The organism is Desulfosporosinus burensis (genome assembly GCF_054657535.1).
The window spans coordinates 128,616-143,458 of record NZ_BAAHYN010000010.1 but is presented as its reverse complement, the minus strand read 5'-3'; the positions used below and the strand labels follow the sequence as shown (position 1 = coordinate 143,458).

Here is a 14,843-nt window from a genome sequence, read left to right as displayed (position 1 = left end):
AGAGTAAAGGCTTAACTACAATTTAAGGAGCGTTTTTCCTATAAAAACGCTCCACCATTTTTTCGGGGGTGTTTGTGAATCATGGTCACTAACTTTCTAATCTACGGTTTAGTAAACAGTGCAATACTTATGCTCTCAGCGATTGGGTTTAGCCTAACCTTCGGTTTAAGCGGGGTAGCAAATTTTGCTCACGGTGCTATGTATCTTACCTCAGGCTTTACTGCTTGGATGCTGATCAACTATTTAGGCTTATCCCCTCTGGTGGCCATGCTTTTAACGGTTGTGCTGATGGGAATATTAGGAGCCCTGATCTACCGAGTTATCCTAATGCCTGTACGGGGCATCGTCTTATCCGAAGTCATTTCAACCTTTGCCTTAGGTGTTGCTTTGATCGAATTCTTCCGCTGGAAAGGTTTTACGAGTTTCGATTTTAGTCTGCCCCCTTTTGTGAAGGGGAGTGTCGACATTTTCGGGGTGACGATTGATTACCAACGTTTGATCATCATTGGCATTGCTTTGATAATTGCTCTATTCTTGTGGTATTTCACTCATTATACCAAGACTGGTTTGGCCTTAAGGGGCATGGCTCAAGACGAGTATACAGCCTTAAGTATCGGTATTGAATCGGATTGGGCGGCCATGCTCAGCCTGGGCTTAGGCGCGGCCTTAGCTGCTATCGCTGCCATAGCAATCTTACCGCTAGGCATCATTTCGATTAATTTAGGCTACGAGATTTTTCTGATTGCTCTGGCTGTTTCAGTTCTTGGTGGCTTAGAAAGTACATTGGGTCTTTTTGTGGGAAGTCTGATTCTAGGTTATGCCATGGTCATTGCTAGTAACTATCTCGGACCACAGTGGGGTCAAGTCGTATACCTAGGTGCCATAGTCGTAGTTTTAGCGATTAAACCCTCAGGCTTATTTGGCAAATATAAAGAATTGGAGGAGAGAGTGTGAGGACGAATACTAGTCACCGGAAAGAACGCATTGATCGTGGCATAAAAGTAAGATCAGATGATATTTTTGTGCTAGCCTCCATACGTGATCTCCTCTACGTTATTTTACCTAAAGCGATCGTCATTTTAGCGATGTTCAGCCTCCCCTTGTTAAAAGATGTGGTGGGGATGTATTGGTTAAACGTGTTAGTAACAACACTGGTAATTATTTTGTTGGCCTTAAGTTGGGATTTGCTAGCATCTGCAGGTTTAGTATCGTTAGGGCAAGCCTTCTTCTTTGGAGTTGGGAGTTATATTGCTGGTTACCTAAGCTTTAGATTCGGTTGGTCGCCACTTTTCACCATCCCCACAGCAACCCTAGTCGGGGCGATTATATGTGCACTTTTTCTTTATCCCGTATTGCGTCTAAGAGGAATTTATTTTGGCCTGATTACCTTTGCTTTACCACTTTTGTTAGGGAGGTTAATCGAAGCGACTAAAGTGCTGGGTGGAACCGAAGGCATGAGTGCTCTCCCTCCACTTCCCGGAATAACAGGTAAACTTTATCTGCTCATGTTTGTTGTCTTACTCACGCTCTTTGGCTTTCGAAGATTGATTTCATCAAATTATGGTTTAGTTTTTCAAGGGATTCGAGATAACGATCGAGCAGTTATTGCTGCTGGTTATAATATCCAATGGTATAAGACCCAAGCAGTATTTATAGCTGCTTTACCCGCTACCTTTGCAGGAGCTTTTGTGGCTCACCACTTCCAGTTCGTGGGTATACCCGCCTTTGCTATGGATTATTCCATCCTCCCCCTAACGGCAGTCGTCGTAGGTGGAGCCGGGACATTTATCGGTGGGGCTTTGGGAGCTGTAATCTTAATGCCACTTTCTGAAATATTACGAGAGTTTGGTTCACTTAGAGTCGTCATATATTCGCTTCTCCTCTTGATATTTTCTATCGGTTTACCTGAAGGACTCTTTAAATATATTAAAAGAAAGTACAGCCAAATTGAACGGTTGACAACGATGGAGGAAGTAAAGCATGATTGAACCTATTATCAAAATCTCCAATCTTTGCAAAAGTTTTGGTGGGACGAAAGCTACGAATGACGTTAGTTTTGAACTTAAACCCGGTGAGGCCTTAGGAATTATTGGCCCTAACGGTTCTGGCAAAAGTACCCTGATTAACCTAATCAGCGGATTTGTCAAGCCAGACAAGGGACAAATTCTTTTCAAGGGAATAAACATCACCGGCATGGCCCCTCATAAAATTGTTAATTTAGGGATTGCGCGTAGTTTCCAGATGTCCCGGCCCTTTTATAACATGTCCGTCTTTAAGAACCTGATTATCCCTATCTCTTCACCACGGGCAAGGAAGATAAGAGGAGGGAAATATGGTGACCTAGATGAAGCTGCCATTCACCTCTTAGAAGAAGTGGGCTTTGAACGGGATTCCCAAGTCCCTTATAAAGAGGCAGGTGCACTGCCCCACGGATATTTGAAGAGACTTGAATTAGCCCGTTGTTTAGCTTTAGAGCCCGACATCGTGATCTTGGACGAATTATTTTCTGGGATGAGTATGTCGGAAATAGCAAGCGTCGTCCCGCTTCTGGAACGCATAAAAAATGAAGGCAAGACACTGATCATGGTTGAACATCGTCTCACGGAGCTGTTCAAAATAATTGATAAAATTATCGTTTTGAACTTTGGTATAAAAATAGCTGAGGGTCTCCCCCGTGACGTGATGACTCAAGATGAAGTGACCAGTGCCTACCTGGGAAGCGAGGTGAAAACTGGTGCTTAAAGTTAATAATTTAATGGTTTTCTATGAGAATGCCTTAGCTGTTAACGATTTGAGTTTCGAAATCAAGCAAGGTGAAATCATTGGACTTTTTGGTTCGAATAGTGCCGGAAAAACAACCATTCTAAATACTATTTCTGGACTAACCCATCACTTAAAAGTACGTGAACAACGTAAGGGTGGCACAAGAATCACCATTTCCGGGAGCATTAATTACTTTGATACTGATATTATGTCCTTGAAACCGCGGGATAGAGTAGAGCTTGGCATCATCCTCTGCCGAGAAAGGCATCCTGTCTTTCGCGATAATACCGTCGAAGAAAATTTAAAATTAGGCGGCTATTTACGAAAAGATAAAGAAGTCAAAGAGAGTCTTCAGTTTGTCTATGAGCTTTTCCCCCCCTTAATCGTGCTAAGAAAAAATAAAGCTGGCATGTTAAGCGGCGGAGAAAAAGAAATGGTAGCTATTGGCATGTCCTTAGTGGCAAAGCCTAAATTGTTATTGATGGATGAACCTTTGCTAGGTTTAAGTCCACATATGCAAGCAGAAGTTGTGAGGGCTGCACAAGAGATACGCAAACATGGCGTCACAGTGATGATGTCTGAGCAGTATGCTAGACCGATTATGCCGATCATCGACAGGGGCTATATTATTGAGAACGGAACTTTAGTCATGACGGGCACAGGAACCGAATTGATGGATAATCCTGAAGTTAAATCAGCCTATTTTGGAACATAAATCCAGAGGCCGGAGGTCAGATGCAAGAACAGAGATCAGAGATCAGAGGCCAGAAATCAGAAGTCGGACAACGGATATCGGAGGTCATAGGTCGGAGGTCTGAATTCGGACTTCGAACATCGAACATCGATAAAGGGGTGGGTTTATTGTCCGGACAGTCATGTAAGTCGATCAGTGAAGTATTCAAAAACTCTGTAGAGAAATCATCCTCCCGCTCAGCTTTAATCTATCTTGGAGAGAACTATAGTTACAATAAGATGAACACCATGGTAGAGCAAGTAGCGGGTTCTCTCTTTGAACTGGGAGTTAAGCAAAATGATAAAGTGATTATTTACGCACCTCATTGCCCTCAGTGGATTGTAGCTTGGTTTGCTATTCTAAGGCTTGGTGCGATAGCCATACCGGTGACCCATTTTTACGGCCCCAAAGATCTCAAATATATAGCCAATGATAGTGGAGCTGAAACCATCTTTTGTATGGATACTAATTATGGCTATATTGATAGAATTGCTGCCGATACTAATATCAAGCGGATTGTTGTCTGCACGTTAGTAGATCTCATACCCTCCTGGAAGAAATTAGTTGGACACCTGTTAGATAAAATCCCTACAGGAAAATTCGATTCTCAAGGGAGAAACATCTATACCTTCCCAGACTTGCTTAAGCGCAATGCTCCTCCTCCACCCCTTCTAAAATTGACGGGCAAGGAAATTGCCGAAATACTTTATACCGGCGGCACGACGGGATTTCCTAAGGGAGTCCCCATCTGTCATGCTCTTTTAATAGAAAGTTGTACTGAACAAAGGGCGGCGAGCTCATCACTCATACCGATAGGTGAAGACATCGTTCTTCAAGGGTCGCCTCTCTATCACATCCTTGGTCAAGCTGTTGGCTTCGGTGCCTTATTTACGGGCGAAACCTTGGTTATACTTCCCAAAATGTGTCTCGATGCCATCTTTGATCATTTTCAACGCTATAAAGTTAAGACTTTTTTAGGAACTCCGACCTTGTACCGAATGATTTTAGAACACGACCGCATTGACCAATATAATTTAGGAAGCCTCCAATATGTTTTTTCGGGCGGAGATGTTCTGCCCCAAGAAGTGGCCAATAGGTGGCTGAAAAAATTTGGCAAACCACTCTATCAAGGCTATGGCGCTACGGAAACTTGCGGGGGGGTTGCGGGACCTCGCCCGAAGGAAGAAACACCGAATGGTACAGCGGGCAAATTCGTCTCCTTTCAAAAGAGCAAAATTCTCAATTCAGATACCTTAGAAGAAGTCCCAGTAGGTCAACCAGGTGAACTGTTTATAGCTTCGGAAAATATGGTCTCTGGTTATTGGAACAAACCTGAGGAAACAGCGATTCATTTTGTGAATATTGATGGACAAATATGGTACAAAACTGGGGACATTGTCCGGATTGACGAACAAGGCTGGCTTTTCTTCTTAGATCGGTCGGTTGATGTTATAAAGCATAAAGGATATAGAGTTGCGGCTTCTAAAATTGATACAGTACTCCAAGAACACCCCGCTGTGATTGCTGCTTGTACTATCGGAATTAAAGATGCAGCAGTTGGGGAAAGAATAAAGTCCTTTGTAATCTTTAAGAAAGATGTCCGAGGGGTTAGCGCCTACGATCTCATTAAATGGTGTCAAGAACGTTTGAATTCTTATGAGGTTCCCCAATATATTGAGTTTCGTGATATGTTGCCCAAATCTAAAGTTGGGAAAATTCTCAGAAGGGAATTACGAGACGAGGATCGTCGCAAATTGGAAAATACCTAAGGGTAATAGAATACCCAATCAGAGGGTACGATGAAAAATCCTTTCATCGCACCCTCTGTAATGATTTTCAAATGGCTTAAGATCAAGTTGCCGATGAAAGGATAACTATTAAGAAAAACACCTCAAATAGATAAAAACATTTCGAGAGAAATAACAATGGTTAGGGATAGTGCGAGGATAGAATGATTTTATAAAGAGGGGGATTGAACAAAAATGAAAATGTCCATTCAAACCGATGAGGTTTTGCGTCTTCAACGGGTTGCATTAGGTAAAGAGCCGGCTGATCTCATTTTATCTGGAGGGACTGTGCTAAATGTATATACGGGGGAACTGCTTCCGAATTACGAAATTTTGGTTTCGGGTGAACGGATTGCCTATGTAGGACCTGACCAAGGATTTCCTATAAGCCCGGAGACTTTACGGCTTGATGTCCGCGGACAAGTAGTGATTCCGGGACTCATTGACGCTCATTGCCACCTGGATTATTGGCTGGGATTAAGAGAATTTGTCGCTTTCGCCCTTCCCAGGGGTACTACAACGGTCATTAGTGAAACAACCGAGGTAGCCAATGGCGTGGGAATAGAAGGTGTGCGGGCGTTTGTGGCGAAATTACCCACGTATCCCCTGAGAATCTTCGCGACAGCCCCAGTTATTACGTTTCTTTGTTCACTTAGAACAAACAAGCCAGCAGTTAGCGTGGCTGAAATGTTAGAAATTCTAGAATACCCAGAAATATTAGGCCTGGGAGAGGTATATTGGTCTCGTGTGGTGGGTGGTACAGTTGAGGAAGGTCTAAACACGTTAGTCTCCAAGGCACGTTCTCTAGGTAAAACGGTGGAAGGGCATGGTGCCGGAGCCAGAGATGGCAGGTTAAATGCCTTTGTTGCCTATGGAGCAGACAGCTGTCATGAGTCGATTAGTTCTGAAGATGTGCGAGCTAGGTTGCGCCTAGGTTTAGCGACGATGATTCGCGAAGGTTCGATCCGCCGTGAGTTGGAAACCGTGATACCAGAGCTAATTAAGCTGGATATCGACCTGCGTCGGGGTATCTTGGTTTCCGATGATGTATGGCCCCACCATTTAGTTAAATACGGGCACATGGATTATATTGTGAATAAGGCGATAGCTTCGGGATTGAATCCCATCACAGCGATTCAGATGGCCACTTTAAACCCAGCGGAACATTTTAACCTTGATGCTGATCTAGGTGGGATTGCCCCGGGAAAATACGCTGATCTAGTGGTTATTCCTACAATTGATAAGATTGATGCTCAAGTAGTGATCATTAAAGGTCGGGTGGTGGCCCTGCAAGGGCGACTGGAAATTGATCTACCAGCTGAGCATTACCCTGCTGAGTTTAGCCAAAGTCTCAAACTTCCCACCGTTGCACCTGAGTTCTTTCAGATTACGGCCCCTGGTACTAGTGTGCAGGCTAGGATTATTTCGATGGTAACAGAAATTGTCAACCGAGAAGTTCTTCTAGAAATGCCAGTGCATAATGGATTGCTCCAACTGAAGGATGACATCTTAAAAATTGCAGTCATCGATCGATTTGAAGGGACGGGCAGCAAGGCTCTCGGCTTAATTAAAGGCTACGGTCTGAGGCAGGGGGCGTTTGCGATCAGTGCGTCCTTTGATGAAGGAAATGTTGTCGTTGTCGGCAGTAATGACCTGGATATGGCCATGGCGATAAACCGCTTGCAGGAACTAGGAGGAGGGATGGTGTACTGTTGCGATGGAGTAGTGAAGGCAGAAGTGGCATTACCCGTATATGGGGGAGTTTCTGCGCTTCCCGGACCGCAGGTAGCTGAACGGCTGGAGTTTCTGATCAGCACCTTACAGGAGATGGGCTGTCACGTCGAAAATCCTCTTTTGACACTCTTGACAATCACTTTTACGGCTATACCTTCTTTGCGGCTCACGATTCGGGGGTATTGGCTGTCTAAGGAAAATCGAATAGTTGACCTATTCGTCGAGTAAACATCATTATCTTCGCATAATGTCCAGCATTCCATATTTACATCGAAACTTGCTCCCTGTAATAGAGCCGACTGCTTCCTCAACGACTTCTTCCGGCGGTAGAAGTTTGATGGAAGCAGGAACCACTACAAAACCGGATCCGGTCCAAACAATGACCATCTGTTCCGAAGGTGTCTCCCCAATACAGAGTTTTCCTTTCGAAATAGAGAGTTGAGAGAGATCAACTTCAAGTAACTTCTGGTTAGACTGAGAATAAAACTCATAGATCGTTTCTATCGTAATTCCCAATACTTGCAACAATTGACTAGAGAACCGGGTGACAATAGGAGTAACACCTGGGATCGATAAAAATTCATCGGTTGGAAAAAGCGGATGTGAATCGAAAGCTGCTACAGCATCATGCTCCAATGGTGTAACAGTAATATTTCTGTTAATAAGTGAAATCTTTTCGACACCGGCTTTCACTAGCAATTCAGTTTTAATCGGAATTCCATGCGGCACAAGATAGGTATATTTATCAAGCTCCAGGACGTCAAGCGGAATATCTAATTCACGACCATAGGACAACTCAAGCACCCTCTTTCCCTAAAAAATACAGAGCGAACTCGTTCAACTAAAGTCGAACATCGAGTCTAACGATTGGTTGAAGCAGTATCATTTACATCTGATCCGTTAAATATTAGTTCCCTGCACGCTATTTAAGACATACTTTTCTAACCGCATTTGCCATCCCCCCCAGATCCTTTATGTCATAAATGGCTGTTGCTACTCGAATAAATGGACGAACACTTTTTTCATAAGCATATTCATCGTCCTCATCATCCATAGTGCGAAAGATGAAGTAACTCTTTGTTTTTCGGCTAATTTTCTTGACTTCTTCAGCTGATTTTAGAGGTTCAGCAGTAAACAAATCGGAAAGCATAAGTACGACCGTTTGAGACACGAACTTATCATGATGCTTCTCTTGTAGGGTTCTAAGAGATGTTGCAATACTGGTTGTACCGCCCCAGTTTTTTCTCATTTTTATTAGATTGACAGTTTCTTGCCAGGTCTTCTTAAGATCTTTGGTTACACATTCCAAGTCTTCGGCAAAAATAAAAATCTCTTTCTTTGACAATTCCAAGCCAACAGCTTGAATTAGTTGGATCAACATAGTTATCCAGACCTGCATCGACCCGGAAGTGTCTAAAATGATTACAAGTCGAGGTTTCTTAATAACCCTAGTTTTATATTTCAGGTCAATTAAGACTCCTCCAGTTTGTATAGACCGTCGCAGGGATCTCCTTAAGTCAATTTGCGTCATAACTTTACTATGGTTACGGTTACGGGATAAACTGGTAACTAAATGCTGGGCAATTTTACGTAGTTGTCTTCGCGCATAAACCACATCATCATCCGTTATCTCATCTTCCTGAACAGATAAGGACCCAGTCGTTAGACTTTCTTTATTAACGACAAGATTTTGACCGGTTATTGGCCTAGTTGCCTGTCGGTGGTAACGAATGGACATCTTTTGAATCGGAATAGACAAGGTACCTGTGCTACCACTGACACTACCACTAACAGTCTCTTCTCGAGTAGAAACCGCTGCAGAAAAACCAAAAATCGAAATAAGCCATTCCCAATACCACTGACATTGATCTCTGACGACTGCGGGAATTACAGGTTTTGGCACACCCATTTCCCCCCGCCTTTCTTTGTAAACAACTCTTGATCTTCCCTGGTCTTTAAGAAAAGCGAGTTTAACTGATTCAAAAACATTGGGTCCAAGCTTGGCTTCTTCATATTGACAGCAGCTTGCCCCAAGTCCAGACTTTCAGAGACGGATGGTTGCTTCAACAACTCTAAATCTTCCCGCAGCAAGTACATAGTACGGGCAATTTGCAGAGCTAAGTCGGGGCGCATACCTACGATCTTCCGCATCAGGATAGTAGCTTCCCTCGTCATCGATGGAAAATCGAGATAAAGATAGACACATCTTCTGCGCAGTGCATCGCCAAGGTCTCTAATGGCATTAGAAGTAAGAATTACCGGAGGATGAGTCTTAGCCTTGACAGTACCAAATTCCGGGATAGATACCTGAAAATCGGAAAGAATCTCCATCAGAAAGGCCTCGAACTCAGGCTCAACTTTGTCAATTTCATCAATCAGAAGCACAGGTGTCTTCTTAGCCTGTATAGCTGCCAAGAGCGGCCTTGGTAATAAATAGTCTGCTCCAAAAACGTTTTCTTTTCCACCTTTCTGAATATCAAGGATCTGTTTCTGGTAGTTCCATTCATACAAGGCTTTCCCCTCATCCAGTCCCTCATAACACTGTAGGCGAATCAACTCCGTCTTAAGGATAGTGGCCATTACTTTTGCTACTTCTGTTTTTCCACTACCTGGTGGCCCTTCAACTAGGAGCGGCTTTCCCAACTCAAGTGACATATACATCGTAAATGCCTCTTCATCCGAGCATATATAGGAACAATCTCTCCACATACTTTCTCTTAGCGACTGAGGTGTTATTGTACTAATCACTTGCTTAGGTTCCTCTTTATAGGATAATAGATCCCAAGCAGAGTCAGGAGCGTCTTGGGGGAGTATACCCGGTACATTATTTCCAATCCATTTACGTTTAATAGTTTGCCATGAAAGTCTCTTCACAAAGCCACCTCCAGGATGATAAATCAACAATGGCCGTACAGTCTCACCATTTAAATAGTCGAGCCAGATAGTAAGTAATAAGGATAGAGACAATCAGAAAAATGATAGAAATCCCGAATCGCAACCAATTGTTGCTGAAACGGCCGCTTACTGCATGTCCTGCAACCGGGAACAACATACCTAGTAAGGCAGCCAGAACAATAGCTTTCAACATACGACTGATTCTCCTATTCCTATGAGATAATAAATGCAGTCATTTATAATCCTGTCCATAACAATCACTAGACAGGATAATAAATGACTGTCACGCATAGAAGGCGATATGTCTATACATTTGACTAAGACTCAGATGGAGTTTTACTCCATCTGAGTCTATTATTATATACCAATACTCTTAATACTCTGGCACTGGTAATTGTCCCCACTTCGGCATCGGTAATTCTTCTGGGGATTCCCAGTCCTTCGTGGATTGCATCCATGGTGCTTTATTCACAAAATCGTCATGAGCAAGAGGTACTGGCGGATGGCTGACCCACAAGGGATCAAACTCGTTCTTAATCGCCAGAAGCCACTCGTGATAGTTCGGCCCGTATTGAGGGCCTGTCAAATAAAGCGGCTGGTGAGGCCCGATAAGGGAGGTGTAGTAGCGATTCTTGATATTCATCTTAGATGTTTCAACGTAGAATTGATCCACTCCGGCGGTGTCTTCGCGATGATCCCAGTAAACTAAGAACTCGGAGTATCCCTGGTGACCTAATTCAAAGCTTTGGAACCAACCAGGATCACCAAAGTCTGGCATCAGTGGTGGAGTGTATTTTCTCTTAAGTTCTGCATAAGTCTCACCATGAATAGTAGCCTGGGTAAGAGACTCGATAATATAGTCAACGGAGACATAGGAACCGCACATCAGCCACATGCCAGCTGAGTCGGCGTTTTTGATCCAAGACTCGTCAGTGGGTTTGGTACGCATTTCAATCCCACCTAGTTCTGTCATAATATCATTAAGAACTTTTTCCTGATAGATCATATCCTCTTCTGAGGTAAAACCTACGAGCAGCACTCTGACAATGTGGAAGTTCTTGATGGTTTCCTCATCTTCTTTTAACCAAATGTCCCAGAACTCCTCCTTGTCCTCTGCCTTAGAAATGGCACGCCAGAAAAGGGGAACCTTGGTTAAAGCGGCAGCAATTTCGGCTTGGCCGATGTCGAACATAGCCTTAACTTGCTCTCTTTTGCTGGGCACACGGTAATTTATCCATTTAACCCGCTTTGGTGGCAGGGCTAGGGCTGTGTTAGGAGAGATGCCAGTCGGTATTAACGGTTCAGGTTGCCAGGGCAGCGTCTTGATAGCCATTTTGGTAACGATACCCAAACAACCGCGCAATCCTGTAAAACCTCTTAAGAGACCTCTTAGGTCAGGACCAGGACCTTCACCCCAGAAGGGATCATCACTGCCATCGGCAAGAGAGCCCATCTTGACAATTTCACCATCCGGAAGAACAAGTTCAGTGCCGAGAATTCGTCTGTGGGGAAGACCAATCCGATGACTCAGAGGGGACCAGCCATCACCAATTAGGTTGGCAATGGCTGAACATTGCCCTCCACCGCCGCCGATAACAGAATAGGCACCTTTGTCTAAGGCCTCTTGTTGAATTGATGATAAGACAACCCCAGAACCAACATTGACGCTGAAGTGTTTTTCATCCATCTCAAAATCATTCATCCGCTTCAGGTCAATAATTAGTTCATTCTCCACATGGCAGTGAGTACGAGGGCCGTAGAAACCGGTGGAGAATGGAACATAGGGTACATTATAGCGGTTGCAAATTTTAACAATCTTCTGCACTTCTTCAGTTGTCCTCGGTAAAACAACTGCATGAGGGATTGTTGTCATCACGCGTTCGTAGCCGAGTCCATTTTCATACCCACCAGGGCCAGATCGGTAGCCTTCGCAGATCGCCGGATCCTCAGAAATATACTTGGATCCCACGATGACTTCAAATGCCTTATATGCATCTTTATTAATACTCATTGTTACACCTCCCTATATTTCAATTGACGCTAAGATAAGTTCAGAAATATCCATGACTTTGACATTATCGCCATCCTCTTTGGCAACCTGGGCAAAGTTAGTATTGCAGCGTGGACAAGCAGATACGAGAACTTCAGCGCCCACGGCTTTAACCTCATCCAGCCGATGGTTGGCTGAGAACTTAGCGAGTTCAGGGAAAGCCTCTTGTGTTCCTCTACCAGCTCCACAACAGAAAGCATTCTCGCGAACTCTAATCAGTTCAACAAAATCCGCGCCAGGAATGGCATTCAACACATTTCGGGCCTGTAAATATAGGCCATGTCTACCGCGTCTTCTCAAAAGTCCCGGGAAGATCATACCCATCCAACCACGTTCTCCTTTATAAGGAGTCCAAGGATCACAGAGTCTGCTTACCCCGCAGGAATCATGGTAGGTGAAGCGCATATCAACCGGTTTTGTCAATTTAAGTTTTCCATCGGCAACCGCTTGGTTGGCAAACTCTATGAGATGAATGACCTCAAAGCCAAGGTCTGCAGTAGCAATGTCCAGCAATTTCGGATAATCGACCTTCCAGGTTCGATAGCACTCAGCACAGCTTGTCACCAGTGTTTTAGCACCTGATGCCTTCACCGCTGCAATATTTTCTAGGGCGATTGCCTTGGCTTCTTTAACCATACCTACAGAGTAGAGCGTGTTTCCACAGCACTTTTCGTCTTTCATAAGCATGAAACTAACTCCGGCAGCGTTGAATATCTTCGCGGTTGCTTGCGCTATACTAGGAGTGGCATAGGCTGAAGAACAGCCAACATAATAGATTACATCTGCCTTTTCCGCGACCTTGATGTCCTTCGTCAGCCACTTAACCCGGCTTTCCGAGGTACCGTATTGGTTTTGGGTTGTAGCAACATTTTGGGCAATCTTTTTGTGGGCTGGCATAGGACCAGCACCCTCATCGACAGCCTTAATTCTCAAGGCCTCCAGTGTCAGACCTATTTCAAGATCAAGGTTACGTTTGCAGCCTACATCACAGGCACCACAAAGTGGGTCAGCATAGATGATTTCAAGGAGTGTATCTGTCCATTCCATCTTTCCAGCTGCAATAGCTAAGCCAATTCTCATCTTACCCATGGCTCCGTAAGCATCGAAGTCATTCCACAGGTTACTAGGGCATCGCGTATTGAATTTCACACCAGGATTATACGTATGTTCAACCCAATAACATCCTTTGCATTTAATGCAATGTTGCATATCATAGATAAAATTATTTAAGTTCGTAACATCAAAAGCTACTGGCGTTTTGGGGGTTTCATAGCGGTCTTTCTTCATAAGATCAATTACTGACATATTGCCTCCTCCTTTCTTCTTAGAAACAAAGGTTTCCAGGGTTCAAAATATTGTTAGGATCAAACACTTTTTTCACACGTTTTAAGGCCATTGTATAGTTACCAGCACGGTCAAATACGATTGGAGCAATCTCGCCATACGGTCTAGAGAAGAAACCACCCGCATTCATTAAGGCCACTGAGGCCTCACGATTCAACTTGGCAATCATAGTTTTTTCTTGTTCATTTTCTGGATCATAGAAAAAGTTAAACTCCATATGACAAGCACGATTGTGTTCGATAGGCTGAATATATTTACCGATGTCTGCCAGAGGATAATCGTGTTTTGCGGCAACTGTTTCCACGATTTTAATGAAATCTGGTGCCTTCTCAGGTTTCGTAATAAAGAAGATGTCCTGACATCCGCCTCTGAGACGATTTTTCCAATATTTAATGTCTGCCGGCCACGTTGTTCTAAGCATGGGGAGAAGTTTTTTACTCATACCGGGAAAACCAGGTAGCTTGTCTGAAAGAAGTATACTGGAAAATTCGTTTTTCAAAACGTCTTTCAGGAAGTTTTCTTCGTAAGCAATCTTCTCTTCGGGTCTTCTCAAAAGTCCGCTGATGGTTAGAACAAGAGTCCAAGGCGGGAGTTTAGCACATAGTGTGTCAAAGTCCTCAACCTTATCAGCAACAATGCCAGCAAGATCTACATTGTTGAGGAGTAGACATTCCTGACCAATTCTTCTGGGCAGAATTCTATAGAGAAAATCCATAGCAAGTGAGAGATTATCAATTGGAGCAAATAAAATTTTGTCTATTCTGGGTATGGATTCAATTTTCATGCTCATCCAAGTAACAATACCCATTGTTCCCTGGGCTCCCTGCATAAAACGATAGAAGTCAAGGCCAGGTCCGGATGGGTTGGCACCTCTTGAATGTGAATCTGGAAAATTGTTAACACTGGCTGATCCAGATCTGAATATTGTACCATTCGCCCATACTATCTCCAGTGACTGGGTTGGCTCACCATAATCATAAACAATACTTGTCGCTACTTCTCTTTCGAGTGTATCGGTCAACACTGACCGATCTGGGCGGGGCAAAAGCGGCATAATGGGACGCATTCCCTTTTCCTTCAAGGCCTCCGTAAGCTGTTTCCAGGTTACACCCGCTTCAAACCTGACTAGACGGTTAGAAAGATCAATTTCGAATATTTTGTTCATCCTTAAAAGATCAATGACAACGCCACCCTGCTTAGGTATCGTATTTCCATGAACATGTACCCTGGAACTGACGGGAACAACTGGGATGTTCTTTTCGTTACAATATGTAACGACCTTCGCCACCTCTTCTGTGCTTCCTGGCCATACCACGGCATTGGCCAATCCCGAAGGAAGAAGACTTAAATCGCTCGAATAACGAAGAAGATCTTCTCTTGTATTGCTCACGTTTTCCTTCCCAACAATCTTTGATAATTCATCCAGCATGAATAGTGTTCCTCCTTTCAAATATCAAACTAAACAATGGATTTAACTTTCTGGAAGGGATTGCTATTTGCCCCTTCACTTGATTAATAGGGAAAAGGTTTTATTATA

Annotated in this window: 13 protein-coding genes; 6 read left to right on the top strand and 7 right to left on the bottom strand. The window is 43.7% G+C overall.

The genetic code is table 11. The annotated features are described in order from the left end of the window. Positions 1–81 precede the first annotated feature (81 nt). From ACYQ3Q_RS18295 to ACYQ3Q_RS18270, 6 genes are all read left to right on the top strand, one after another. Positions 82–954 carry a branched-chain amino acid ABC transporter permease gene (locus tag ACYQ3Q_RS18295; protein WP_459929957.1) on the top strand — a complete coding sequence of 291 codons (873 nt, stop codon included), beginning with the start codon at positions 82–84 and terminating at the stop codon, positions 952–954. Beyond that, entirely contained in the window at positions 951–1,988 is a 1,038-nt protein-coding gene (locus tag ACYQ3Q_RS18290) for a branched-chain amino acid ABC transporter permease (protein ID WP_459929956.1), read from the top strand. The genes ACYQ3Q_RS18295 and ACYQ3Q_RS18290 overlap by 4 nt, the downstream gene beginning before the upstream one ends. Then, a complete protein-coding gene (locus ACYQ3Q_RS18285) occupies positions 1,981–2,742 on the top strand; it encodes an ABC transporter ATP-binding protein (RefSeq protein WP_459929955.1) in 762 nt (253 codons plus the stop codon). Before ACYQ3Q_RS18290 ends, ACYQ3Q_RS18285 begins: the two co-directional genes overlap by 8 nt. Next, positions 2,735–3,478, top strand: coding sequence for an ABC transporter ATP-binding protein (locus ACYQ3Q_RS18280; protein WP_459929954.1), 744 nt, complete (start codon positions 2,735–2,737; stop codon positions 3,476–3,478). The genes ACYQ3Q_RS18285 and ACYQ3Q_RS18280 overlap by 8 nt, the downstream gene beginning before the upstream one ends. Positions 3,479–3,498: 20 nt before the next feature. Further along, positions 3,499–5,265: a class I adenylate-forming enzyme family protein gene (locus ACYQ3Q_RS18275; RefSeq protein WP_459929953.1), complete on the top strand. Its 1,767-nt coding sequence runs from the start codon at positions 3,499–3,501 to the stop codon at positions 5,263–5,265. Between the two features lie 213 nt (positions 5,266–5,478). Then, on the top strand, positions 5,479–7,245 hold the full coding sequence (locus ACYQ3Q_RS18270) for an adenine deaminase C-terminal domain-containing protein (RefSeq protein ID WP_459929952.1): 1,767 nt from the start codon (positions 5,479–5,481) through the stop codon (positions 7,243–7,245). Positions 7,246–7,251: 6 nt separating this feature from the next. Here ACYQ3Q_RS18270 and ACYQ3Q_RS18265 read toward each other — a convergent pair whose 3' ends face one another. The 7 genes from ACYQ3Q_RS18265 to ACYQ3Q_RS18235 all read right to left on the bottom strand — a co-directional run bounded on the left by ACYQ3Q_RS18265 (position 7,252) and on the right by ACYQ3Q_RS18235 (position 14,735). After that, the gene (locus ACYQ3Q_RS18265) at positions 7,252–7,812 is read right to left on the bottom strand and encodes a hypothetical protein (protein ID WP_459929951.1); all 561 of its coding nucleotides are present in this window, start codon (positions 7,810–7,812) and stop codon (positions 7,252–7,254) included. A 127-nt stretch (positions 7,813–7,939) separates the two neighbouring features. Further along, positions 7,940–8,920, bottom strand: coding sequence for a VWA domain-containing protein (locus ACYQ3Q_RS18260; RefSeq protein WP_459929950.1), 981 nt, complete (start codon positions 8,918–8,920; stop codon positions 7,940–7,942). Then, the gene (locus ACYQ3Q_RS18255) at positions 8,905–9,891 is read right to left on the bottom strand and encodes an AAA family ATPase (protein WP_459929949.1); all 987 of its coding nucleotides are present in this window, start codon (positions 9,889–9,891) and stop codon (positions 8,905–8,907) included. The genes ACYQ3Q_RS18260 and ACYQ3Q_RS18255 overlap by 16 nt, the downstream gene beginning before the upstream one ends. Before the next feature lie 43 nt (positions 9,892–9,934). Continuing rightward, complete coding sequence (locus ACYQ3Q_RS18250) at positions 9,935–10,105, bottom strand: hypothetical protein (protein WP_291300230.1); 171 nt, start codon at positions 10,103–10,105, stop codon at positions 9,935–9,937. Between the two features lie 180 nt (positions 10,106–10,285). Beyond that, on the bottom strand, positions 10,286–11,923 hold the full coding sequence (locus tag ACYQ3Q_RS18245; RefSeq protein WP_459929948.1) for an FAD-binding oxidoreductase: 1,638 nt from the start codon (positions 11,921–11,923) through the stop codon (positions 10,286–10,288). A 12-nt stretch (positions 11,924–11,935) separates the two neighbouring features. Then, complete coding sequence (locus ACYQ3Q_RS18240; RefSeq protein ID WP_459929947.1) at positions 11,936–13,267, bottom strand: (Fe-S)-binding protein; 1,332 nt, start codon at positions 13,265–13,267, stop codon at positions 11,936–11,938. Positions 13,268–13,286: 19 nt separating this feature from the next. Then, entirely contained in the window at positions 13,287–14,735 is a 1,449-nt protein-coding gene (locus tag ACYQ3Q_RS18235; RefSeq protein WP_459929946.1) for an FAD-binding oxidoreductase, read from the bottom strand. Positions 14,736–14,843 lie beyond the last annotated feature (108 nt).